A 22,775-nucleotide genomic window follows, 5' to 3' on the forward strand; every position below is an offset into this window, starting at 1 on the left:
GCCGGTCCGGTCAGTCGTCGAAGTGCGTCTGCGAACCGGCTGTGGAGGTCGTCGTACCGGCCGCCAGGAGCACCGCCCGGTCCGCGATGGCGGGGCGTCCGTCGGACAGGACGTTCAACTGCAGGGCGGAGTCGTACGTGTAGGGATCGATGACTGCTGAATTCTCGGCCGGCCGCGCGTAGTTCAACACAAACGGTCTCATGAGTCTCCTCGAGTTCCCCTGGCGTGGTCCTGCGCCACACGTAACAGTACGTACCGAAGACGCAGCGGTCTCACTACGTACCGTCACATCCGGCCCAAAGTGGCGTGAAGGACGTCACATCGCCGAGGGCCCCCAACCGTCAGTACCGCTGGGCCTTGGCGATCCTGGGGGTCAGGTTCAGGTCGGCGGGCTTACGGCTGATGGCGATGGACTGCTCCTTCTCGCCCGGATCGAGGTCCTCCGCGCCGACGATTCTGCTCTCCACCACCTTGCCGGAGGGGTTGGTGAAGTCGACCTGCACGGCGTACGACGCCTTCTGGTCGGTGCGGTTGGTGATGCTGACCACGGCTGCGACCAGACCACCGGTCTGGGCCCGCGGCTTCCCCGTCAGTGACACGTCGGACGTCGCGTTGCCGCTGCCCTGCACCTTCTTGAGCTCGGCAGCGGCTGCTGCGTTCGCGCGGGCCACCTCGGCCGAGACGGAGGACTCGAAGGCGGAGGCGGCAGCAGACGCGGACGCCGCCGCGGCGGACGCTCTGGCGCGGGCCGAGGCGGCCGCTGAAGCCAGGGCGGAGGGCGGCGTACCTGAGAACGCAGACATGTTGGGAGGCGTCGGGCGGGGGCTGAACGGCGAACTGCTGCCGGTGTCGCCGTTGCCGGTGCTGCACGAAACGAGGACGGCCGCGCCCGAGGCCGCAGTGATCAGCGTCAACGCAACAGCGGCCAAAGGCCTCGTGCTCGCCCGGCCTTTCACGCATGGCGTCATCGGGGTTCCCTTTCACTGTCGGTGACTGAGGGTCACCCCCCTCGGTTGCCCATCCGTGTCGTGCTCTCAGTAGCGCAGGGCGCTCGCGATTCCGCCCATGTCGGCAAGCGTGCCGTCAGGCACGAAGCGCACCTCCGCGCCCGTGTCCAGGGACCGCTCGACGATCTCGTCGACGATGTCGTCAAGGGCACCCAGATCACCGGGTTCCGCCGGCATCAGGTGGCCGCCGGACTCGCGGACGGTTTCCCGGTAGTTCTCCTCCACGGCCAGCAGCGCGACCCGGCCGGATGTCACGTTCTGCCGGATCTCGTCGACCCCGGCGGCGAACGCCCGTCGTCCACGGGCCTTGTCCAGTTCCTCAAGGACGTGGGCGACTTCCTTCTCGGCCCGGGCCTCGACGAACGGCCGTACGGCCTGCCACACGGCGTCGGCGGGTCCCGTTGCCAGCCCTCCCTGTGGGATGTGGGTGGCAGTCCCCTTGGCCACTGTTCCGACACCGTCGAGAAGAGCGAGCGCCACCGCTTCACCGGCCACATACAGGGGCCGCGGATCGGACTTGAGTACGGCACCCATCGCAGCGTCCGCCTCCCGCAGGAACTGGCGGGTCTGCTCGTCGCTGAAGGTGCTGGGCACATCCCCGATCCGCTCCTGGCGCTCGGCATCGGGGTCCTCAAGGCTCCGGGTCAGTGGGAACGCCCCCCTTGCCTCCTCGACGACGCGCTCCGCTCCGCCGCTCCACAGAGAGACGCGGTCGGAGGAGACGGCCAGCACCCAGAAGGGGTGCTCGGCGGCCTGCGCCGAAACGAGATTGCGGGTCAGGAAGGTGTCCGAGAGCACAACGCGCTCGGGCACCGTACGGCCCAGCGACCACACCTGGTGCTCTCCCGGCGCGGCAAAGACCGCCAGCCCGTCCTCGGCATGTACCAGATCGATCTCCGCCAGCGCCCTGTCCAACTGCTCGGTGACATCGATCCGCCTGTCCCGGGTGACGGCCGGATCGGCCTGAAGCTGGCCCTTGGCCTCGGCCATCAGATTGCGCAGACGGACAGGGTCCTGCGCGTTGTCCGGTTCGCGGCGATGAGTGGGCATCAGAACCGTCACTGCCGGATAGGAACGCTGCTGTCGCAGCTGGGAGAGGGCAGCAGAGCTGAGAGCCGGGTGCATCGGAACCCTTTCAGAACGCGCAGGCGTCGTTGGCGACGGGAGGGGTCGTCGCAGCCGATGGCGACGAGTCCGGACAGCCGTGCCCGCGTGGCCACCAAATCGACACTATGAACCATATGTCCACTTCGTCGATGGGGCAGAAGATGCGCGGGGAGCCGGCTCAGCGCCGCACGATCTCCTGATCACGGCCCAGGCCGGCGGGGGCGAGCATCGAGCGGGCCGCGTCGGCGTTCCCGGCTCCAGAAGCGACACCGCCGCCCAGCGACTCCGCCGGGACCGGCATGCCGGCGCCGAGCAGCTGGAGCCCCAACGGGGTCACCGCATGCAGGACGTACTTGCCTTCGCGGCGGCTGGTCACGAGCCCCCCGTCGCGCAGGACGCTGATCTGATAGCTCACGCTGGGCAGTGAGACCCCCACGGCCTCGGCCACCTCGGAAGTGGTCCGGGTGCTTCTGTCGGCCACCTCGGTGAGCACCGCAGCCCGGGTGCGGCCCAGCAGCCGCTCCAGTCCGTCCTCCGCCCCCCGCGCGACGTCGAGCGGCGCTTTCGCCACCGGATAGACGAGCACCGGGGCCAGGGCCGGATCCGCGAGGGCGGTCGGCCGACGCCAGCAGAAGTACGAGGGGACGAGAAGCAGTCCGCGCCCCTCCAGATACAGGTCGCGATCGACGGGGTAATCCACCTCAAGCACCGGGGAGTTCCACCGCGCCAGCGGGTGCAATCCGTCCAGCAACGTCTGTGTGCCGCCTTCCAGCAGGGTGCGCGCTCGCTGGCTGACATCGTTGCCGACAGCGGTACGGATGCGGGACCAGTACGGCCGCAGAAGTGCCCCGTGATACGTCGCCAGTGCGCCTGTCAGCGAGGCAAGCGCATCGCGACCAGGACCGCCGAGCGAGGTCCAGCTCGGGATCGGGCGGGACTCTGCCAGCCTCGACATCTCGCGGACCAGCTGTCTGTGCGGGGTGAGGCGCACCTGCTCGAGGCCCGCGGGCAGATCGGCGCCGGGGACCGGCGGGGTGAGGAAGTCCGGGATGTAGCCGGAAGCGGGAATCACTGTCCGCAGCAGGTGCAGGGCACGATTCACCAGCGGATCCGTGCGGAGCCTGTGGTGGGCCGAGTTACGCCAATCGCCGAACTCGAGCAGTCCCTGTCCGGTCTGTAATCGGCACACACTGCAGACCAGTTCCCACAATGGGTCGGGCTGCGGAGCGATTCGGATGTTCTGCAGGTCGTGGGGGGTGAAGTGAATGCGGAGCACGCCGCCTCCTTCGCTCACAGGCCCTGTGTGGGCCACGGCCGCCCCGGCATCGGCGCGACCATAGGTGGGGACGAGTTGCATCCCCCTCATGGTTGCCCTCCCATCGCCCCGTCCTCGCCCGGAAGAGGGTTTGGCTTCTTCGCATCGGTCGCCCTGAGGAGAGAGGCCGCAGCGTCACTCACCTGTCGTCAGTTCGCCCTGTCACTTCGTCCGATCGGCCGGCCCGCCCCCGGCCCGTCCCCCTCCGCCGCCCAGCTCTCCCGGGCCGACGTGCTCGCCAGGCGTCGAGAGTTCCTCGACCGCGTCGACGCCGACCACCGCGCCGGTGGACCTCTTGCCACGGCGCAGCCGGCCTTCCAGCCGGCTCGCAAAGGTGGTGAGCGCGAAGTTGAGCACGACGAAGATCACGGCGACGACGGTGAAGCTGGCGATGGTGTTCGCCCCGTAGTTCGCGCTCATCGGGCGGACCGATGCCAGCAGTTCGGAGAAGCCGAGCAACGCGCCGCCGAGCGCGGTGTCCTTCACGATGACCACCAGCTGGCTGACGATGGCGGGGAGCATCGCGGTGACCGACTGCGGCAGCAGCACGTACAGCATGGTCTGGCTCTTGCGCATACCGATCGCCTTGGCCGCATCGGACTGCCCCTGCGGAAGGGAGAGAATGCCCGCCCGTACGATCTCGGCGAGCACCGAGGCGTTGTAGAGCACCAGGCCCGTGACCACGGCGTACAGCGGCCGGATGTCGGGACTGATGTCGGTGTACTCGGCGTACGCCGCGTTGGCGAAGAGCATCAGGATCAGCACCGGGATGGCACGGAAGAACTCCACGACGGCGCCGGCCGCGCCCCGTACCCACCAGTGGTCGGAGAGCCGCGCGATACCGAAGAGCGCTCCGAGCGGCAGCGCGATGACCATGGCCAGGGCGGCGCCTTTGAGCGTGTTCTTGAGCCCCGGCACGAGGTACGTCGACCAGGCACGGGAATCGGTGAAGAACGGCTTCCACTTGGCCCATTCGAGCTGGTTCTTGTCGACGAGGCTCTGGACCACCCACCAGATCAGCGCTGCCAGCGCGATCACGAACACCACCGTGAACAGGACATTGCGCCGCTTGGCGCGCGGCCCCGGGGCGTCGTACAGGACAGAGGTCACCGCTTCACCGCCACCTTCTTGCTCACCCATCCGAGGAACAGTCCGGTCGGGAGGGTGAGGCAGATGAATCCGAACGCGAAGATGCCGGAGATGAGAATGAGCTGAGCCTCGTTCTCGATCATTTGCCGCATCAGCGCCGCGGCCTCGGCGACACCGATCGCGGCGGCCACCGTGGTGTTCTTGACGAGGGCGATCAGCACGTTCGCCAGCGGGCCCACCACAGAGCGGAATGCCTGCGGAAGGACGATCAGCCGCAGGACCTGGGTGAAGCTCAGGCCGATGGCACGCGCTGCCTCCGTCTGGCCGATGGGCACGGTGTTGATGCCGGACCGCAGCGCCTCACACACGAAGGCGGACGTGTAGGCGGTCAGGCCGAGCACGGCGAGCCTGAAATTGATGGTGTTGAAGTCGTCCGCGCCGAGATTGACGCCGAGTGTCTGGAAGAGGCCCAGCGAGGTGAAGACGATGATCACCGTCAACGGGATGTTCCGCACCACGTTGACGTAGGAGGTGCCGAAGCCGCGCATCAGGGGCACCGGGCTGACCCGCATGGCCGCCAGGAGCGTTCCCCAGATCAGGGAGCCGACTGCGGAATAGAAGGCGAGCTGCACCGTCACCCAGAAGGCCCCCAGCACGTCGTAACCCTCAAGAAAGTCGAACACGATCTCCCGGCCTTCCGCGTGTGTGAAGCCTTCCGCGTGTGTGAAGGGCGAGGCGCGCCGGAGCGATGGGCGGCGCGCCGGTCAGGCACCCGCTTCAGCTGACGATGACGCCGATCTTCGGTGCAGGCTCGTTCTTGTAGCCGGCCGGTCCCAGGTTCTTGTTGACGTACGCCTGCCAGGAACCGTCGCTGACCATCTTCTCCAGGGCGGTGTTGATCTTGGCCTTGAGTTCGCTGCCCTTCTGGACACCGATGCCGTAGTTCTCGTTGCTCAGCTTGAAGCCGCCCAGCTTGAACTTGCCCTTGAACTCGGGCTGCGCGGCGTAGCCGGCGAGGATCGCGTCATCGGTGGTCAGGGCGTCGATGACCTTGTTCTCCAGACCGGTGAGGCACTCGGAGTAGCCGCCGTACTCCTGCAGCTGAGCCTTCGGCGCGATCTTTGTCTTGACGTTCTGCGCGGAGGTGGACCCGGTGACCGAGCAGAGCTTCTTGTTGTTCAGGTCCTCGGGCTTCTTGATGGAGTTGTCGTCCGCCCGGATCAGGACGTCCTGGTGCGCCAGCAGGTAGGGGCCGGCGAAGTCGACCTTCTTCTGACGCTCCGGCGTGATCGAGTAGGAGGCCACGATGTAGTCGACATCGCCGCGCTGGAGCAGCGTCTCGCGGTCGGCGCTCTTGGCTTCCTTCCACTCGATGTCGGTGGGCTTGTAGCCGAGCTGCTTGGCCACGTACGCCGCCACGTCGACGTCGAGACCCGTGTACTTGCCGTCCGGGGTCTTCAGTCCGATGCCTGGCTGGTCGAATTTGATGCCGACGGTGATCTTTTTGTCACCGCTGCCGGCACTGCTCTTGTTGCCGTCGCCGGATCCGCAGGCTGTGGCGGTCAGGGACAGCGCGAGCGCAGCGGCTGCTGCGGCAGAGACCATACGAAGCTTCATGGTGATCATCCCTAGTGCTCAAGGATCCGGAGTGCTCAAAGGGCCGGCTCAGTGGTGAAGAATCTTCGAAAGAAAGTCCTTGGCGCGTTCGCTGCGCGGGTTGCTGAAGAACTGATCGGGTGTCGTCTCTTCCACGATCCGGCCGTCCGCCATGAAGACCACGCGGTTGGCGGCCGAACGGGCGAACCCCATCTCATGGGTGACGACGACCATCGTCATGCCGTCCCGGGCGAGCTGCTGCATGACCTCCAGCACCTCATTGATCATCTCCGGGTCGAGCGCGGATGTCGGCTCGTCGAAGAGCATGATCTTCGGGTCCATGGCCAGCGCTCTGGCGATCGCCACCCGCTGCTGCTGGCCACCGGAGAGCTGCGCGGGGTACTTGTCCGCCTGGGAGGCGACACCCACCCGGTCGAGCAGCCGGCGCGCCCGCTCCTCGGCGGCCTTCTTGTCCTTCTTGCGGACCTTGATCTGGCCGAGCGTCACGTTCTGCAGCACGGTCTTGTGCGCGAAGAGGTTGAAGGACTGGAAGACCATGCCCACATCGGCCCGCAGCGCGGCCAGCTCGCGGCCCTCGGCGGGCAGGGGCTTGCCGTCGATGGCGATCTCGCCGGAGTCGATGGTCTCCAGGCGGTTGATGGCGCGGCACAGTGTGGACTTCCCGCCCCCGGACGGCCCAATGACGACGACAACCTCGCCCTGGGCGATGGTCAGGTCGATCTCCTGGAGAACATGGAGCGCGCCGAAGTGCTTATTGACGTCGCGCAGCACGACCAGCGCGTCGCCCGTGCCGCGGGTGGCAGTTTCCTGGGTCACTGTTACTCCGCTCTTCGGCTTCATAGTCCGACTTCCTCGAGCCGGTCGCACGCTGAATGCCGGGCGCCGATGCGGCCGGGGCAGCCGGGCCGGCGCTGGTCACGAACGGCGTGTTTGTGGCCGGCCAGGAATGCGGGCGACAACGTCGCATCCGTCGCTCTGCCACCGCCGCCGGGTCCGCCGGCCCGGCCGAACTCGAAGCGGAGTTCGACGCCCTGGAGGCGTCGATGCCCTTCTACTGCGAGCACGTCGTCCCGCAGTCGTGGTTCACCAAGCAGGAGCCCATGCGGGGTGACCTGCACCATCTGTTCGCGTGCGAGGCGGTGGGATTCCAGCCCGAGGAGGGCAAGGGCACGGTCGCCAGGGCCCCCCTGTACTTCCTGCTGCGCCACCCGGGGGCTGGTCGGTGACACGGAGAGGGAGTTTCCCAAGGAGCGGTTGCCCGATCTCCTGTCCTGGCACGAGAACGAGCCGGTGAGCGAGTACGAGCTGCACCGCAATGCCGCCATCGCGGAGATCCAGGGCAACCGGAATCCTCCGATAGACCACCCGGAGTGGGCTCGGGCGATCGACTTCTCCGGTGTCTGGCCCTGAGCGGGGCGTCGGCGCAGAGAGAGACCGCACGTTCCCCTCGTCCCCGCGCGGGCCCGCGGGAGGGTTTGGAGCTCGCGCACGGGTGCAAGATCAGCCGGGGGAGAGAGACGATAGGAGGCACCGGACCATGCGCACGGCGACGCTGCGGGCCGGAGTCGGCACCGGATCGAGTGGCGGCGGGCGGAAGGAGATCCTGGGATGTGTGCAGCCGATGCCTTCCCTGCCGAACCCGCCCGGCCGAAAGGCGGCACATCCGAGCCCGGGGGGCTGTTTGATCTGCTGAGCGTGGCCGCCGTGGTACTGGACTCGTACGGCCGGATAGCGCTGTGGAGCCCGCAGGCCGAGGAGTTGTTCGGGTACACCGCCGAGCAGGCGCTCGGCCGCTTCGCAGATCGGTTGCTGGTCCATGAGCAGCACGTGGAATTGGTGCGCCAGCTGTTCGCCGAGGTGATGGTGGGCGACGGGAACTGGGCGGGTGCCTTCCCCGTACGGCGCAAGGACGGCAGCACGCTGCTGGTGGAGTTCCGCAATATGCGGCTGGAGGACCACCGGAAGGAGCTCTACGCACTGGGCCTCGCCACCGACCAGGCGACGTTGCTGCGGGTGGAGCGGGACCTGGCCCTGTCCACCCGGTTGGTCTCTCAGTCCCCGATCGGGCTGGCGGTGGTGGACACTGATCTGCGGTACGTCAGCGTCAACCCGGCACTCGAGCGCATCAATGGCCTGCCGGCCGCCGAGCATGTTGGACGTCACGTCCGGGATGCCGTGCCTTTTTTGGACACCGAGGCCATCGAGTCCGCGATGCGCGAGGTTCTCGCCACGGGCGTTCCGCTGCTCGACCAGGAGTCGGTCGGGCGCACCCCGGCCGATCCGGACCGCGAGCACGCCTGGTCGGTCTCGTTCTACCGGCTGGAGTCCTCCAACGGGGAAGTGCTCGGGGTGGCCACCTCAGTCGTGGACGTCACCGAGCGGTATCGCGCCACCGCCGAGGTCGTCCAGGCCCGGAAACGCCTCGCGCTCGTTGCTGACGCCACCATACGCATCGGCACCACACTCGACCTCGACCAGACCGCCCGTGAACTCGCCGCAGTGTCCGTACCGGAGCTGGCCGACGTGGCCGCCGTGGACGTGCTCGACAGTGTGCTGAACGCCCGCGGGGCCATCGCCATCCACGAAGGCCCCGCGGTGTTCCGGGCTCTCGCCGTGGCCGCCGCGCACCCCACCGATGCCGTACGCGCCGCTGATCCGCCCGGTGAGGTCGCCAGGTACGAGACCGACCGGCTGGTCACCCAGTGCGTGATCACCGGCCGCCCGGTCCGGGTACCCCACGTGGAGAGCGACGACCTGCTGCGTATCGCCCGCAGTCCCGAAGCCGCAAGACTGCTGGCCGCGGCGGGGGTGCACTCCTACCTCGCCGTGCCGCTGATCGCTCGCGGCGAAGTCCTCGGCGCCCTCGACCTCAAGCGCACCCGCAACCCTGAACCGTTCAACACCGACGATGAGATCCTGGCCGGCGAGCTGGCCGCGCGAGCGGCCGTGTGCATCGACAACGCCCGCTGGTACCAGCAGGTGCGCAATACCGCACTCACTCTCCAGCGCAGCCTTCTGCCTCAGCAGCCACCGGACCAACCCGGTCTGGAGATTGCGTACCGCTATGAGCCGGCCCAGGCCGCCAGCGAGGTCGGCGGCGACTGGTTCGACGTCATCCCGCTGACGGGCGACAAGACCGCCCTCGTCGTCGGCGACGTCATGGGCAGCGGCATCAGCGCCGCCGCCACGATGGGCCAGCTCCGCACCGCCACCCGCACGCTGGCCGAACTCGACCTCGACCCCGCCCAGGTGCTGCGCCACCTCGACCGCATCGCCGACCGCATGGGGCAGACCATCACCACATGCATCTACGCCGTCTACGATCCCCACCAGTCCCAGTGCCTCATCTCCAACGCCGGGCACCTGCCGCCGGCCCTGGTACGCCCTGGCCTGCCCCCCGAACTGCTCGAGGTGCCCACTGGCGCCCCGCTCGGCGTGGGCGACGTCAACTTCCAGACCACTGCGCTCGATCTGCGCCCCCACGATGATCTGGTCCTCTACACCGATGGCCTGGTCGAAACGCGCGACCAGGCCATCGATGAACGTCTGCAGACCCTCCTGGCCCTCCTCGCCGCCCCTCCCCGGTCTCTGGAAGAGACCTGTGACGTGCTTCTGCACTCTCTGCGCCACCCCGGAGACCACGACGACGTGGCCCTGCTCATCGCCAGGGTCGGCCCTGGCCCGCGACCGGGGCGACGCCGACGGCCTGAGGCCGGCTGAGCAGTGCTGCTCACTAAACTCATGCCCAGTACAGCCATCCTGGTCAATGCCGATGGATCTTGTGGAGAATTCATGGAGGCTCACAGGGGAGACCAGGGCCCTTCGACACACAGAAGAGGAGATGACCCTGGACGGCGACAAACGTCGGCGTGCCATTCTCACGGTCGCGCGACGTGATGGATCAGTGGAAGTCGCCTCCCTCTCGGGGGAGTTGGCCGTGTCCCTGGAGACCGTGCGGCGGGATCTGCGGGTGCTGGAGGAGAGCGGCCTGGTCCGCCGTACGCACGGAGGGGCCTACCCCGTCGAGAGTGCCGGATTCGAGACGACGCTCGCTGCCCGCACCACCCGGCACGTGCCGCAGAAGGCCCGGATCGCCGCGGCGGCAGTCGAGTTGCTCGGGGAGGCGGAGACCGTGTTCATCGACGAGGGCTTCACCCCGCAGCTGATCGCCGAGGCGCTGCCCCAGGAGCGGCCGCTGACCATCATCACGGCGTCGCTCACCACCGCGGGCTCGCTCGCCGGGCGGGGGAACACGCAGGTACTGCTGCTGGGCGGTCGGCTGCGGGGCAACACGATGGCCACCGTGGATCACTGGGTGACCGACATGCTGGCCGGCCTGGTGATCGACCTGGCGTATGTCGGAGCCAACGGCATCTCCCGTGAGTACGGGCTGACCACCCCCGATCCGGCAGTCGGCCATGTCAAGGCGCAGGCCATGAAGTCGGCCCGGCGCCGGATCTTCTCGGGGATCCACACCAAGTTCGGCGCAGTGAGTTTCTGCCGGTTCGCCGAGGTACCGGAGTTCGAGGCCATCATCACCGACACCTCGCTCACCGCTGTGGAGGCCCAGCGCTATGCGCTGCTGGGCCCCCAGGTCATCCGGGTGTGAGCAGACCGCTGAGCCCGCGGTGCCCACCGGGTGCGTTGGCAGGTCTTCCGGCAGCAGGGTCCGCAGGTCGTCCACGCTCGGGGCGCGCAGCGTGCCGAGCCGCCGGGCCTGCTGGGTGATCATCGTCTCCAGGAGTCGGCGGGCCAGCCGGGCGTTGCCGAAGGAACGGCCCCCGGGCAGGGTGGCGTGTCCGGTCAGGCGTCGAGGACGAGCAACTGGGCGTGGTCCTGGTCCCAGCCGACGCACACATCCGCGTCGAGTTCGGCGGCCGTGCGCGAGCTCGGGGACATTTCCCGCAGCAACAGCTCCTGCTCCCCCACAAGCAGCCGGTGGCGGATGGTGGCGCCGAGGTTGGTGGAGGACACCACTCGGCCCATCGCGCTGTTCTCGTCCCGTTCGGCGGGAATGAACGCCAGATGTTCCGGCCGGATGGACACCGCGTACCGATCACCCTTGGCCCCGCGATCCTGTACCCGGCAGATCCCGAGCCGGCCGAGGTCGACGACTGCCGTGTCGCCCGAGCGTTCCACAATGCTGCACGGCAGGAGATTGGTGTCGCCGAGGAAGTTGGCCACCCAGTCGGTCGCGGGATGCGCGTACACGTCCTCGGGAGCGCCCTGCTGCACGATCCTGCCGTCGCGCATCACGACGATTCTGTCCGACATGGACATGGCTTCTTCCTGGTCGTGGGTGACGAACAGTACGGAGATCCCCAGCGACCGTTGGATGGTCTTGATCTCTTCCTGCATCTGCTCGCGCAGTCGTTTGTCCAGCGCTGCCATCGGCTCGTCCAGGAGCAGTGCCGACGGATTGAAGACCAGGGCGCGGGCCAGCGCGACCCGCTGCTGCTGCCCTCCGGACAGCTGGCGCGGGCGGCGGTCTCCCAGCTTGGCCAGACCGACGCGTTCGAGGGCCTCCTCGGCCCGTTGGCGCCGCTCCGCCGGCCGGATCTTGCGCATGCGCAGGGCGAACTCGACGTTCTCCCGGGCGCTCATGTGGGGGAACAGCGCGTAACTCTGGAACACCACACCGAGATTGCGATCCTTCGGCGGCAGCTTGTCGACCGGTTCGCCGTTGATCAGCACCGTGCCGGAGGTGAGTTCCTCGAAGCCGGCAACCATCATCATGGTGGTGGTCTTGCCCGAACCGCTGGGGCCGAGCAGGGTGACGAACTCACCGGGTTGCACGGTCAGATCGAGGTCGTCGACCGCAGCGACGTCGCCGTAGGTCTTACGCACCCGGCGCAGTTCGATGGAACCGTTTTCCTGAGACCCGACGACCGGCGAGGCAGCGGTCGGGAGTGTAGCGGAGGTTGTCATGGAGCTCACCCTGTCTGGTCGGCGGCCACCGTCGTCAACGGCAGCATCCGGGCGATGGAACGGCGGCGGAGCATGAAGAGGACCTGCACGAGCAGTCCGAGAGTGGCGACGGTGACCAACATGGCCGAGGAGACAGCGATCTTCGGCGTCAGGTTGTACTGAATGTCGGTGAACATCTTCACCGGCAGCGTGGTCGCACTCGGCGACTGCAGGAACAGCGCGATCACCGTCTCGTCGATGGAGACGGAAAAGGCGAACAGCGCGCCCGCGACGAGACCGGGCCGGATGACCGGGAGATACACGAACCGTGCCACGGAAGGTGTGCCGGCCCCCAGACTCTGCGCGGAGCGCACCAGGGCCGGATTCAGGCCGGAGAGGCTGGCGCGCACGGTGAGGAACGCGTACGGCGTGGCGATCACGGCGTGGGCGAGGCCGATCGGAAGAATCGTGCCGACGAGTCCGACGGAGTTGAAGAACTGGTAGAACGCCAGCGCCAGCACCACGGCGGGGACGATCATCGGAGCGAGGATCACCCCGGTCACCGCGGACCGCCCCGGGAACTGCCGCCCGTGCAGGGCCACCGCCGCAGCTCCGCCCAGCAGCACCGCGAGTACCACGGCGATACCCGCGGCCTGCAGGCTCGCCAGAACGGCCGAGATCCAGGCCGTGTCGCCGAAGAATCCGGTGACCGCGTCGGTGGAGAACCGATCCGGCGGGAAGGTGATGTACCGGCTGTGGTTGAACGCCATCGGCACCACGATCGCGGTGGGTACGACGAGGAACACAAAGACCGGGACGGCGGCGAGCAACGCCGGGGAGAACCGAGAACTAGCCGACCTCATGGGCACCTCCCGCGCGGAGGATCCGCTGGTAGACCGCCACGAGCACGCTCACGATGGCGGTCAGCACAAGCGCGAGTGCGGAAGCGCCGACGAAGTCGGTCAACTCCATGGCGTAGAAGTCGATTTGATTGGCAATCATCTGATCTCCCGGGCCACCGAGCACGACCGGTGTGATGAAGAAGCCGGTGCTGATGATGAACACCAGCAGCCCGGCGGCCGAGACGCCCGGCACAGTGAGCCGAAGGATGACCCGGCGGAAGACCGACAGCTCGCCCGCGCCCAGGGAACGCGCGGCCAGCTCCAGCCGGTTGTCGATCGCGGCCAGCGCGGCGAAGATCGGGAACACGGCGTAGGGCAGGAGGTAGTGCACCATCCCCAGCACGACCGCGAACCGGTTGTGCAGCAGCGTCAGCGGATGGTCGGTGAGCCCGAGTCCCTGCAGGGCGCCGTTCACCAGACCGTTGTCCTGCAGGAGGACCGCCCAGGCGAAGTTCTTCACCAGGACTCCGGTCCAGAAAGGCAGCAGGACCAGGGCGAACAGGACGACCCGCGTGAGGGCGCCACTGCGCCAGATCGCCCAGGCCAGCAGGTAGCCGATCACGATGGTCGCGAGGGTGGAGACCGCGCTGATCTCGAACGTATTGATCAACGACTTGATCACCAGCGGGTCTTCGAGCACCCGCTGGTAGGCCTGGTCTTCCATGCTGGAGGAGACGAGCGTCCCCAGCGGGGTGAGAAACAGGATGGCGTCGAAAGCGGCGATCGGCGCGAGGAGCAGCAACCACGTCCCGCGGACGCGGAACCGGCGTCCGCGGGACGTGTCGCAGGCCTGCGCAGGCGCTACGGCGGCGAGGGGCATTGTCAGCTTCCCGCCTGCCACAGCTTGAACCTCTGCTCCGTCGCCTTCAGGTTCTTCGCCCACCACTCGTCGTCGCGTACGAGAATGCTCTCCGCCAGCTTCGGACTGGTGGGAAGAGTGTCGGCGACAGCAGCGGGCAGCTTCGCGAGCGCGGGAGTGTTGGCCAGCGTCAGGTTTGTCGTCTGGTCGAAGTCGGCTCCGGCATCAGCGTCGTTGCTCATGAAGTTCATCAGCCGGAACGCCGCTTCCTTGTTCCTCGATCCCTTGGGGACGACGAAGTAGTCGCCGGCGAGGACACCGTTGGACGAGGAGAAGTTCAGCCTGGCCCCGTCCTTGCGAGCGGCGTTGATCCGGTTGTTGAAGCTGGTGGACAGCGTGACCTCGCCCGACGTCAACTGCTGGACGGGCTCCTGATTGGCCGTGTGGTAGATCAGCTTGTCGCGTCCGGGGTGCTTCGCCAGGTAACGCAGCGCGGCGTCGACATCCAGCGGATAGATCTTGTCGAACGGGATGCCCTCGGCCAGCCGCGCCGCTTCCAGCACCGAGCTGTCCGACAGCTGTCCGTACACCGAGCGCTTGGTGGGGTATCTGCCCTGGTCGAAGAACTGGGCCCAGTTCTTGGGTGCTTGCCCGTCGGGGATGTGCTTCTGGTCCCACGCCATCACGAACAGGAAGCTCAGGTACTTGATGCCGTACTCCGCCTTCGCGTAGGAAGGCAGCCCCTTGTCGCTGATGATGCCGTAGTCGAACTTCTCGAGCAGGTCTTCGTTGACGGCCTGGACGTACTCCGGAGCCGTCAGCTCCACCAGGTCCCACTGCACGTCGCCGGAGTGCACCTGCGTCTTGAGGGCCGCCAGGCTGGTGTTGGCGAGCAGCGTCGAGCGGATGCCCGTCTTCTTCTCGAACGGCTTCAGGATGGTCTTCGTGAGCTGGTCGTTGTAGGAGCCGCCGTACGAGGTGACCGTCACGGTCTTGTTCGCCGGCGCGGTGCTGGTGGACTTGGTGCTGCAGGAGGTGAGCAGGCTTCCCGCGAACGGGACCGCCAGCGCAGCACCTGCTCCCGTCCTCAGTATCGACCGCCGGCTGATGGGTGTCGTTGGCTGCGTCATTTTCGGCACGGCCTCTCTTGGAGTTTCCACGCATGCGGGAATCGGACGATGACAACTTCAGGCTGAGCAAAGGGGGGATCTACGCCGTCTCATGGCGGAGTGGAGAGTGCGGCCGCAACTCTGGGGCCGTCGACGAATCGCTGTGGCTTTGCGGGTTCCGCTTATGCCTTGGCGCGTCGCGAACCTATGGATCTCGAACAATCCATGATTCCTCGCGGTGGCTGCGTCACACCGCCGACCGCGTGCCGCAAACCATAGGGTTCGGTTGTCCGGCCGTCAACGATTGTTTTCCGGCAATCACACTCGGACGACGCCGGAGTGTGCCAGGCACGAACCCGCAGTGGAGGCGAAGGCGTTCCCCTTCGCGGAAGAACCGTCGCCTGCGCCAGTCAGCAACGGACCGCGGTCTCCGCGCCGGGCCCGGGCGGCAGCCGCCTCCGCATCGGATCCGCGCATCCGGGCCGCGGTCCCGGCCGTGGCCTTGCGCGCGGGCCGACCACGCCACCGGAGAAGGTGCCGGGCACAGAACGGCCGCCCTTTTCGGACGACCTGGACCGTTTACGCACCCTTTCCGCATGTGCGGGACATCCACTGAATGGCCGTCCAGTGGATGGAACGTACACTTCCGGGCCGCTGGTGCCCGGCCTAGGTTTCGTACCGCGAGACGGCAGTCGACCGTTCGCGGCCCCGGGCGATCCCCACGCAGGCCGTGCGGCACCGCCCCCGCACGCTCCACCCCCGCACCAAACCTGGGTCCGACGTCACACGGTCCCGGATCCCCTTTCCTGCACGCTCTGGAATTCGCTCCACCGCGTTTTCCGCCCCGCCGCAACGACGCCCCCCAATTGCACAGCACCACGGTCCGGGCAGCCGCCTGACAGATCGGAGGATCGCGTGGCCATCGACCACTTCGTGATGAACGACTATGCGCTCCTCGCCGGCTCGCCGTCCCGCCCGTGCAGCAGCATGAGTCAGTTACTCAGGGCATAACCGGGCGCTGTCATTCTTGTCCAGGGCCATGCAACCGATGCTGCCTGCAAAAAAGTTGACGTTTCCTGGGCTCACACCATGCTGAATTCAGACCGAGGCTTCCTTCTTTCGCTCACCCTCCTGAATTCTGCAGCCGATACCCATGACCGACACATTCGGATCGCTCGGAAGATCCGGCGCCTGCGACGCCGGGCGCGCGCGAGGCCGCGCCCGCGATGACCGCCAACTCGGCTCCCGCTGCGGAGAGTTGCACAAGTCGCTTGAGTCCGCCGGATAACGGACACCGGAGGCGCCCAGTCGGACAAGAACTGGTCAAAAATTTGTGAGGTAATTGTCGAAACTCCGTCAAATTCGTTCGTCCGGTGGCACGCTCGGCTGTTGATCAACCCCCCACAGACCGAGCGATGGAGATCGCATGACCCCCCACAAGAACACCCGGCGCGCCGCTGCCCTCGTGGCCACGGCCGCCATGGTCGTCGTCGGCGTACAGGCCGGATCCGCGAGCGGCGCCCCCGGCCGGGCGGACGGCCCCACCCCCGCCCCGACGGGCGTTTCCGCGCGCGACGCCGCCATCAAGTCCGCTCAGGCCGACGCCACTTCGGCCGCCGGCACGCTCGGCCTCGGCGCCAAGGAGAAGCTGGTCGTCCGTGACGTCATCAAGGACGCGGACGGCACGGTGCACACCCGCTACGAGCGCACGTACGACGGACTGCCCGTCCTGGGCGGCGACCTCGTCACGCACACCGCCAAGAACGGCAAGTTCAAGGGCGTGGACAAGGCGAACGACGCCCGTATATCGGTGGCGACCACCGACGCGGGGCGTAAGGCCGCGGCCGGTGCCCGCAAGGTGATCTGGGCGGGCAACGGCAAGCCGGTCCTCGCCTTCGAGACGGTCAAGACCGGTGTGCAGAAGGACGGTACGCCCAGCAAGCTGCACCTCGTCACCGACGCCACAACCGGCAAGAAGCTGCACCAGTACGAAGCTGTCGAGACCGGCACCGGCGCCAGCCAGTACAGCGGCGAAGTCCCCCTCTCCACCACCAAGAGCGGCTCCGGCTTCGAGCTCACCGACGGCGAGCGCGGCGGCCACAAGACCTACGACCTGAACCAGGGCCAGAGCGGCACCGGCAAGCTGCTCACTGACGACGACGACAAGTGGGGCAGCGGCACCAACGACGACCGGCAGACCGCCGGCGTCGACGCCGCCTACGGCGCCGCCATGACCTGGGACTTCTACAAGACCGAGCTCGGCCGCAATGGCATCGCCGACGACGGCAAGGCCGCGTACTCCCGGGTCCACTACGGCCAGTCGTACGTCAACGCCTTCTGGGACGACGACTGCTTCTGCATGACGTACGGCGACGGCGAGGGCGACAAGAAGTCCCTCACCGAGCTCGACGTGGCGGGCCACGAGATGAGCCACGGTCTCACCTCCCGCACCGCCAAGCTGGAGTACAGCGGTGAGTCGGGCGGGCTCAACGAGGCGACCAGCGACATCTTCGGCACCTCGGTCGAGTTCTTCGCCAACAACAAGAAGGACGTCGGCGACTACCTCATCGGCGAAGAGATCGACATCGCCGGCGACGGCAAGCCCCTGCGTTACATGGACAAGCCCAGCAAGGACGGGCAGTCCCTGGACGCGTGGAAGGCCGGCGCCGGCGACTCGGACGTCCACCACTCCTCCGGCATCGCGAACCACTTCTTCTACCTGCTGTCCGAGGGCAGCGGCAAGAAGACGATCAACGGGGTCGACTACGACTCCCCGACCTCGGACGGCTCGACGGTCACCGGGATCGGCCGGGAGAAGGCCTACAAGATCTGGTACAAGGCCCTCACCACGTACATGACCTCGACGACCGACTACAAGGCCGCCCGTGAGGCGACCGTGAAGGCAGCCAACGACCTGTACGGAGCAGACGGCGCGGAGGCGAAGACAGTCGCCGCCGCCTGGGGCGCGGTCAACGTGAAGTAACCGGCTTCCGCCTGCCGTAGAACCAGGTGTTCCTGAGGTCCATCAGGTCCTCGCGGGACTTCTTCACGGAGTACTCCGTGAAGAAGTCCCGCGAGCCTTGACGACCGTACGGACGGCTATCACGACCCGCGCTCGGGCTCCGAGAGGCCCGTGGCGCAAGTGACTCTCAACGAGCTGAGCCGCCGCGTCAGTCTGGCGAAGTCGAATGTGCGGCGCTACTTCGAGTCCCGCGAGGCCGTACTGCTCGAACTCCTTGACGCCGCGTTGCGCGAGTGGCTGGAGCAGCTCGACCACGCGCTCACGACAGTCGTCGACACCGATGCGGCACCGTCCGAGCGCGGCGACCAAGTGGCGCCACGCTCGCGAGGTCGCCGGCGGCCCACCCGGTGCTGTACGACCTGATCAGCGCCCAGGCCGCGGCCCTCGAGCGCAACGTGTCCCAGAAGTTCGCCGCGGAGTACAAGCGCGCCGCCGTCGCGAGCGTCGGCGAGCCGGCCCGGCTGGTGCGCGGAGCTTTCCGTTATACGTCGCGCGACCGGAGCAGCCCGGGCGTCGAGCGCCTCCTCGACCCGGTCCCAGCCCGGGTTCTGCCGTTCGCGCACATCCCGCGCCGCTTGCGCGGGCTTCGCCCCACGCGGCGTTCGCCCTGCGGCTGGCGAGCAGCGCCTGCCGGACGTCCGCCCGGCGCTGCCCTTCAGGATCGGCGTAGCCGCGGACCACCGCCGCCGCGTACACGGTGCGCATCAGCAGGTACATCAGCGCGGCCGAGACCACGACCAGCCCGCCGGACAGGTACGCGTCCGGGTGGGCCGGCTGCACCACTGCGATGGCCAGTGCGACGCCCACCAGGGTGCCGGCGAAGCGGGCCACGGCACGGGCGTAGGTCTGGTGGAAGTCCGGCCGCATCACCATGACGGAGGTGATCGGCACGCGTAGCCGTGGCCCAGAAGGAGCCTCGTGCCGAGCAGGTAGCCGAGGTTGACCAGTCTCACCGGAAGACCTGGGCCGGGGACACGTGGCCAACCTCCACAGCCTGCCTGTCCGTGCTGTAAATGATCATGAACGACGGCCTGGACGAGAGTGGCATTCTGCGGCTGGCACTGACCTCTGTGAACGCACTCGGTCCCTGCCGGGCCGAGGCGGGCTTCCTCACCCTCGGCAAGCTCCTGGTCCGCACGCCCGCCGAATGGCCGCATCCCACCTCCGATCTCGACTACCAGCTCCAGCACCTGCGCGGACAGGAAGGGCCGATCGCGGTTCCGGGCCGGGAATGGGGCCGGGCCTTCGCGCTGCACGGCAGGGGCGGCGGCAGCTCAACGAGGACCCGTGCGGCCGTGAACGTCCGCTGACCACATCAGTCTCCGCGCTGGAGCACCAGCGCTTCGTCCACGAAATCCTCGCCCACGCGTACAGCGACCTCGCAGATGTCCACAGCCGGCTGAATCTGCACGTCACCACCCGGGTGTGGAAGGTCGTGGACGCCGGCTATTCCTGATCGGGAGAGATCGATGGCTCAGGACAGAGCGGAAGCCGAGCCCGAAGTACGAAACTCCGGCAAGCCATTGGGCGGATTGGTTCTTGTTCAGGAGAACGCGCGGGTCCACGCGGCATTTCCTCTGTTTGGGTGGTGTGACGGGCGGCCGCTGGTTCATTAACCGCTGCACCGCTCGGACTTTAAGGCTATCTTGATATGCAATTTCCTGTTGAGCTGGTTAGCGGTGCGGAATACCTTCTCGGTGTCAGAGGAACTTCGTTTGGTGGCTGTTGCACGCCCCCAGCGCGGCTCCCTTCAGGCGCAGGCCACTCGCATGCAGTAAGACCCGTGAGCACGACGGCTGGGCGACCGCGGCCCCTACAACGGCGAGATCAGGGCTTCCTCCAAGCGTCCGGCGCCTAGAACCTGTGGCGTCGTCGAGAGCCGCTGCCGCGCCGACGCGGTCGAGTTCGAGTGGCAACCCGACGGTGAACGGCGGAGACTGAGGGCACGGTTTTGTAACCGGACAAGAGGTCACGACGTCGTGGCTTCCGGATTACTCGCTCCGGCCATCGGCAAGCGCGAGGACAGGGTGCCGACCGTAATGACCGATGGTGGTCGAAAATGCCTCAAGGAGCTCGCATGGAGGAGAAATCCGTCGAAGTCCTGACGCCCGGGCCGGATGAATCTGCAATCCCCAAGCGCAGGTACACCGGCCCGAAGACCGGCATCGAAAGAGACCTCGCCGAGGTGCTGGCTGACGTCGTGTGCGTCGAACAGGTGTCAGTCGACAGCCACTTCTTTGATGACCTCGGCGCCAACTCGTTGGTCATGGCACATTTCTGCGCCCGAGTCAGGAAGCGGACGGACCTGCCATCAGCCTCGATGAAGGATATCTACCGGTACCCAACGATCCGTGGTCTGGCGACGGCGCTCGCGGAAGCCTCGCCCACCCCTGTTGAGTCGTCGGTCCCGGCGTCGACCGAGGTGGTGACACCTGCCGGCACGCTGCAGTACGTCCTCTGCGGAATACTGCAGTTCCTGATTTTCCTCGGGTACTGCTTCCTCGCGGGACTTGTCACCGCCCGAGGCTACGAGTGGGTCTCGGCCGGCTCCGGTTTGCGCGGCATCTACGTGCGGTCGGTCCTTTTCGGCGGCTCCGCCTTCATCGGCCTGTGCACATTGCCGATCGTGGCCAAATGGATCCTCATCGGTCGCTGGAAGCCCCGCGAGTTCCCGGTCTGGGGTCTGACCTATCTGCGCTTCTGGACCGTCAAGGCGCTGGTCCACGCCAATCCGATGATTCTCTTCATCGGCAATCCGCTGTACGTGCTGTACCTGCGTGCCCTCGGCGCGCGGATCGGAAAGGGCGTCACGATCCTCTCCCACACCGTTCCGGTCTGTACCGACCTGCTCACGATCGGCGCCGGCACGGTAATCCGCAAAGACTCGTTTTTCCTCTGCTACCGGGCGCACGCCGGCCGTATCCAGACAGGCCGGGTCACCCTCGGCCGAGACGTGTTCATCGGCGAGAAGACCGTGCTCGACATCGACACGTCGATGGGCGACGGGGCGCAGCTCGGTCACACGTCCGCGCTGCAAAGCGGCCAGGTGGTCCCGGACGGCCAGCGGTGGCACGGATCCCCGGCACAGCGCACGGACTTTGACTACGTGAGAATCGCGCCGGCGGATTGCAGCACATTGCGCCGGGCCGGCTTCGGCCTCCTCAGCGTGCTCCAGCTGTTCTTCCTGTACGTGCCACTGACCGTCGGGGGCGCGTACATGCTGGTGACCGAGGTTCCGGCGGTGGGTAACCTGCTGGGCCCGGGCACGGTGGGGTTCACGTCGCCGAGGCTCTACATCGACGCGCTGGCCCTTTCCCTCGTGCTGTTCCTCGGCTTCGTCGTCGTGGGCCTCGCCATGATGTTCACCGTTCCGCGCCTGCTGAACCTGGTGATCGAGCCGGACAAGGTCTATCCGCTGTATGGCCTCCATTACTCGGCCCACCGGGCGATCACGCGCATGACCAACGTAAAGTTCTTCAAATGGCTCTTCGGCGACAGCTCCTACATCGTCCACTATTTGCGCGGCCTCGGATACGACTTGTCCCATGTCGAGCAGACCGGGTCGAACTTCGGCACGGAAGTGCAGCATGAGACGCCGTATCTGAGCTCTGTCGGCAGCGGAACGATGATCGCCGACGGGCTCTCCATCGTCAATGCCGACTTCTCGAGCACGTCCTTCCTCGTATCCCGAGCGTCGATCGGACCACACAACTTCCTTGGGAACAACATTGCCTTTCCCTCGGGGGCCAGGACGGGCGAGAACTGTCTCCTCGCGACGAAGGTGATGATTCCGCTCGACGGTGAGGTCCGCGAGGGGGTGGGCCTGCTCGGATCGCCGTGCTTCGAGATTCCCCGGTCGGTGGAACGCGACAGCCGGTTCGACCATCTCCGGACCGGGGACGAGAAACGCCGCAATCTCGCCGCAAAGAACCGCTACAACATCCGCACGATGGGATTCTTCCTGTTCGTGCGGTGGCTGCATTTCTTCGTGCTCACGGTGTTCGGCCTCGCGACCGTCGATCTGTACGGTGTTTTCGGGCAGGTGATTATCGCCGCGTCCCTGGCCCTCACCCTGGGGTTCACCGCTGTCTACTTCGTACTGGTGGAGCGTGGCATCGCGGCATTCCGCGCGCTGCGGCCGCAGTTGTGCTCCATCTACGAACCGTATTTCTGGTGGCACGAGCGCCTTTGGAAGGTGCCTGATGAATACCTCAACGTCTTCAACGGCACACCGTTCAAGAACGTGATCTGGCGAATGCTGGGTGTCCGGCTCGGCAGCAGGGTATTCGACGACGGCTGCTATCTGACGGAGCGGACGCTCACCACCATCGGGAACGACTGCACCCTCAACGCGGGGAGCAAAATCCAGTGCCATTCGCAGGAGGACGGCACCTTCAAATCCGACCGCAGCACGATCGGTGTCGGCTGCACCCTCGGTGTCGGCGCCCACGTCCACTACGGCGTGACCATGGGCGACGCCGCAGTCCTCGCTCCCGACTCCTTTCTCATGAAAGGCGAGGAAATGCCCCAGCACTCGCGGTGGGGGGGAAACCCAGCCACGGAGATGCGAGACCACTATCAGCCTGAGGCACTCGTGCGGCAGGGGCAGCAGGACCATCTCGGTCAGCGCGCTCAACTGGCTGAACTACATGGCCACGGTGAGTGAAGGGCGAAGACCATGGGAGTGCAAGTGGAAGCCGACCGCGAGTTCTGGCGCGGTGTGCTTGTCGCCGGTGGATTCACCGAGATCCCGCGGTGGACGCTCAATCCGGTGACGGGCGTCGTCGAGTACGAGGCGGCGATCCAGGACGACGTCGTGGGAGCGTTGTGCCGGCTGGTGGAGGAGCTGGGGGTGCCGCTCAGTTCGGTGCTGCTGGCCGCGCACGCCAAGGTGCTCGCCG

21 protein-coding genes and 3 pseudogenes are annotated in these 22,775 nt (G+C 66.9%); 10 read left to right on the forward strand and 14 right to left on the reverse strand.

Translation table 11 applies throughout. The features are described 5' to 3' along the window. Window positions 1–10: 10 nt before the first annotated feature. The 8 genes from tgmA to AB0D12_RS35240 all read right to left on the reverse strand — a co-directional run bounded on the left by tgmA (window position 11) and on the right by AB0D12_RS35240 (window position 6,975). Window positions 11–202, reverse strand: a complete 192-nt coding sequence (gene tgmA, locus AB0D12_RS35205; RefSeq protein WP_362692320.1) for a putative ATP-grasp-modified RiPP — start codon at window positions 200–202, stop codon at window positions 11–13. Window positions 203–341: 139 nt separating this feature from the next. After that, the gene (locus AB0D12_RS35210) at window positions 342–968 is read right to left on the reverse strand and encodes a hypothetical protein (RefSeq protein ID WP_362692323.1); all 627 of its coding nucleotides are present in this window, start codon (window positions 966–968) and stop codon (window positions 342–344) included. Window positions 969–1,034: 66 nt separating this feature from the next. Next, window positions 1,035–2,132 (reverse strand): chemotaxis protein, encoded by a 1,098-nt coding sequence (locus AB0D12_RS35215; protein WP_362692326.1) that lies wholly within the window; start codon window positions 2,130–2,132, stop codon window positions 1,035–1,037. A gap of 160 nt (window positions 2,133–2,292) precedes the next feature. Continuing rightward, the gene (locus AB0D12_RS35220) at window positions 2,293–3,216 is read right to left on the reverse strand and encodes a winged helix-turn-helix domain-containing protein (RefSeq protein WP_362692329.1); all 924 of its coding nucleotides are present in this window, start codon (window positions 3,214–3,216) and stop codon (window positions 2,293–2,295) included. A 375-nt stretch (window positions 3,217–3,591) separates the two neighbouring features. Further along, entirely contained in the window at window positions 3,592–4,539 is a 948-nt protein-coding gene (locus AB0D12_RS35225; protein ID WP_362692332.1) for an amino acid ABC transporter permease, read from the reverse strand. Then, window positions 4,536–5,201: an amino acid ABC transporter permease gene (locus AB0D12_RS35230; RefSeq protein WP_362692335.1), complete on the reverse strand. Its 666-nt coding sequence runs from the start codon at window positions 5,199–5,201 to the stop codon at window positions 4,536–4,538. The genes AB0D12_RS35225 and AB0D12_RS35230 overlap by 4 nt, the downstream gene beginning before the upstream one ends. Window positions 5,202–5,295: 94 nt before the next feature. Beyond that, window positions 5,296–6,135 carry a glutamate ABC transporter substrate-binding protein gene (locus AB0D12_RS35235; RefSeq protein WP_362692338.1) on the reverse strand — a complete coding sequence of 280 codons (840 nt, stop codon included), beginning with the start codon at window positions 6,133–6,135 and terminating at the stop codon, window positions 5,296–5,298. A 48-nt stretch (window positions 6,136–6,183) separates the two neighbouring features. Further along, window positions 6,184–6,975 carry an amino acid ABC transporter ATP-binding protein gene (locus AB0D12_RS35240; protein ID WP_362692341.1) on the reverse strand — a complete coding sequence of 264 codons (792 nt, stop codon included), beginning with the start codon at window positions 6,973–6,975 and terminating at the stop codon, window positions 6,184–6,186. A 32-nt stretch (window positions 6,976–7,007) separates the two neighbouring features. Between AB0D12_RS35240 and AB0D12_RS35245 the strand changes: the two genes are divergently transcribed. The 4 genes from AB0D12_RS35245 (at window position 7,008) to AB0D12_RS35260 (ending at window position 10,744) form a co-directional block, all read left to right on the forward strand. Continuing rightward, the gene (locus AB0D12_RS35245) at window positions 7,008–7,361 is read left to right on the forward strand and encodes a hypothetical protein (RefSeq protein WP_362692344.1); all 354 of its coding nucleotides are present in this window, start codon (window positions 7,008–7,010) and stop codon (window positions 7,359–7,361) included. Window positions 7,362–7,389: 28 nt separating this feature from the next. Then, window positions 7,390–7,545 carry an endonuclease gene (locus AB0D12_RS35250; protein WP_362692347.1) on the forward strand — a complete coding sequence of 52 codons (156 nt, stop codon included), beginning with the start codon at window positions 7,390–7,392 and terminating at the stop codon, window positions 7,543–7,545. Between the two features lie 198 nt (window positions 7,546–7,743). Then, complete coding sequence (locus tag AB0D12_RS35255; RefSeq protein WP_362692350.1) at window positions 7,744–9,855, forward strand: SpoIIE family protein phosphatase; 2,112 nt, start codon at window positions 7,744–7,746, stop codon at window positions 9,853–9,855. Between the two features lie 127 nt (window positions 9,856–9,982). Further along, window positions 9,983–10,744, forward strand: a complete 762-nt coding sequence (locus AB0D12_RS35260) for a DeoR/GlpR family DNA-binding transcription regulator (protein ID WP_362692377.1) — start codon at window positions 9,983–9,985, stop codon at window positions 10,742–10,744. A 36-nt stretch (window positions 10,745–10,780) separates the two neighbouring features. Here the strand turns inward: AB0D12_RS35260 and AB0D12_RS35265 are convergent. From AB0D12_RS35265 to AB0D12_RS35285, 5 genes and pseudogenes are all read right to left on the reverse strand, one after another. Then, a pseudogene (locus AB0D12_RS35265) lies at window positions 10,781–10,924 on the reverse strand (hypothetical protein); the annotation flags it as partial. A gap of 14 nt (window positions 10,925–10,938) precedes the next feature. Further along, window positions 10,939–12,063 carry an ABC transporter ATP-binding protein gene (locus AB0D12_RS35270; protein ID WP_362692353.1) on the reverse strand — a complete coding sequence of 375 codons (1,125 nt, stop codon included), beginning with the start codon at window positions 12,061–12,063 and terminating at the stop codon, window positions 10,939–10,941. 5 nt (window positions 12,064–12,068) lie between these two features. Beyond that, entirely contained in the window at window positions 12,069–12,905 is an 837-nt protein-coding gene (locus AB0D12_RS35275) for an ABC transporter permease (RefSeq protein WP_326648051.1), read from the reverse strand. After that, the gene (locus AB0D12_RS35280) at window positions 12,892–13,785 is read right to left on the reverse strand and encodes an ABC transporter permease (protein ID WP_362692356.1); all 894 of its coding nucleotides are present in this window, start codon (window positions 13,783–13,785) and stop codon (window positions 12,892–12,894) included. The genes AB0D12_RS35275 and AB0D12_RS35280 overlap by 14 nt, the downstream gene beginning before the upstream one ends. Continuing rightward, window positions 13,767–14,873: an extracellular solute-binding protein gene (locus AB0D12_RS35285; protein WP_362692359.1), complete on the reverse strand. Its 1,107-nt coding sequence runs from the start codon at window positions 14,871–14,873 to the stop codon at window positions 13,767–13,769. The genes AB0D12_RS35280 and AB0D12_RS35285 overlap by 19 nt, the downstream gene beginning before the upstream one ends. 1,405 nt (window positions 14,874–16,278) lie before the next feature. On the opposite strand from AB0D12_RS35285, the gene AB0D12_RS35290 reads away from it, so the two are divergent. The 3 genes and pseudogenes from AB0D12_RS35290 to AB0D12_RS35300 all read left to right on the forward strand — a co-directional run. Beyond that, the gene (locus AB0D12_RS35290; protein ID WP_362692362.1) at window positions 16,279–17,835 is read left to right on the forward strand and encodes a M4 family metallopeptidase; all 1,557 of its coding nucleotides are present in this window, start codon (window positions 16,279–16,281) and stop codon (window positions 17,833–17,835) included. A gap of 159 nt (window positions 17,836–17,994) precedes the next feature. Then, the gene (locus AB0D12_RS35295; RefSeq protein ID WP_362692380.1) at window positions 17,995–18,237 is read left to right on the forward strand and encodes a hypothetical protein; all 243 of its coding nucleotides are present in this window, start codon (window positions 17,995–17,997) and stop codon (window positions 18,235–18,237) included. Continuing rightward, window positions 18,222–18,296, forward strand: a pseudogene (locus AB0D12_RS35300) (TetR/AcrR family transcriptional regulator); the annotation flags it as partial. The gene AB0D12_RS35295 and the pseudogene AB0D12_RS35300, both read left to right, overlap by 16 nt. 87 nt (window positions 18,297–18,383) lie before the next feature. On the opposite strand, the pseudogene AB0D12_RS35305 reads toward AB0D12_RS35300, so the two are convergent. Continuing rightward, a pseudogene (locus tag AB0D12_RS35305) lies at window positions 18,384–18,812 on the reverse strand (FUSC family protein); the annotation flags it as partial. 75 nt (window positions 18,813–18,887) lie between these two features. Here AB0D12_RS35305 and AB0D12_RS35310 point away from each other — a divergent pair. The 3 genes from AB0D12_RS35310 to AB0D12_RS35320 form a co-directional block, all read left to right on the forward strand. Next, window positions 18,888–19,184, forward strand: a complete 297-nt coding sequence (locus AB0D12_RS35310; protein ID WP_362692365.1) for a hypothetical protein — start codon at window positions 18,888–18,890, stop codon at window positions 19,182–19,184. 767 nt (window positions 19,185–19,951) lie between these two features. Beyond that, window positions 19,952–22,540, forward strand: coding sequence for a Pls/PosA family non-ribosomal peptide synthetase (locus tag AB0D12_RS35315; protein ID WP_362692368.1), 2,589 nt, complete (start codon window positions 19,952–19,954; stop codon window positions 22,538–22,540). 12 nt (window positions 22,541–22,552) lie between these two features. Beyond that, the coding region (locus AB0D12_RS35320) for a hypothetical protein (protein ID WP_362692371.1) at window positions 22,553–22,775 on the forward strand (223 nt) is incomplete at its 3' end.

The sequence above is a fragment of the Streptomyces sp. NPDC048479 genome (assembly GCF_040651435.1).
GTDB lineage: Bacteria > Actinomycetota > Actinomycetes > Streptomycetales > Streptomycetaceae > Streptomyces.

Bases quoted from the DNA above. Each gene is read 5' to 3' on its own strand.
- AB0D12_RS35255 (WP_362692350.1), top strand. From the start codon at position 7,744: ATGTGTGCAGCCGATGCCTTCCCTGCCGAACCCGCCCGGCCGAAAGGC.
- tgmA (WP_362692320.1), bottom strand. From the start codon at position 202: ATGAGACCGTTTGTGTTGAACTACGCGCGGCCGGCCGAGAATTCAGCA.
- AB0D12_RS35240 (WP_362692341.1), bottom strand. From the start codon at position 6,975: ATGAAGCCGAAGAGCGGAGTAACAGTGACCCAGGAAACTGCCACCCGC.
- AB0D12_RS35285 (WP_362692359.1), bottom strand. From the start codon at position 14,873: ATGACGCAGCCAACGACACCCATCAGCCGGCGGTCGATACTGAGGACG.
- AB0D12_RS35310 (WP_362692365.1), top strand. From the start codon at position 18,888: ATGATCATGAACGACGGCCTGGACGAGAGTGGCATTCTGCGGCTGGCA.
- AB0D12_RS35270 (WP_362692353.1), bottom strand. From the start codon at position 12,063: ATGACAACCTCCGCTACACTCCCGACCGCTGCCTCGCCGGTCGTCGGG.
- AB0D12_RS35315 (WP_362692368.1), top strand. From the start codon at position 19,952: ATGGAGGAGAAATCCGTCGAAGTCCTGACGCCCGGGCCGGATGAATCT.
- AB0D12_RS35275 (WP_326648051.1), bottom strand. From the start codon at position 12,905: ATGAGGTCGGCTAGTTCTCGGTTCTCCCCGGCGTTGCTCGCCGCCGTC.
- AB0D12_RS35235 (WP_362692338.1), bottom strand. From the start codon at position 6,135: ATGAAGCTTCGTATGGTCTCTGCCGCAGCAGCCGCTGCGCTCGCGCTG.
- AB0D12_RS35210 (WP_362692323.1), bottom strand. From the start codon at position 968: ATGACGCCATGCGTGAAAGGCCGGGCGAGCACGAGGCCTTTGGCCGCT.
- AB0D12_RS35215 (WP_362692326.1), bottom strand. From the start codon at position 2,132: ATGCACCCGGCTCTCAGCTCTGCTGCCCTCTCCCAGCTGCGACAGCAG.
- AB0D12_RS35290 (WP_362692362.1), top strand. From the start codon at position 16,279: ATGACCCCCCACAAGAACACCCGGCGCGCCGCTGCCCTCGTGGCCACG.
- AB0D12_RS35245 (WP_362692344.1), top strand. From the start codon at position 7,008: ATGCCGGGCGCCGATGCGGCCGGGGCAGCCGGGCCGGCGCTGGTCACG.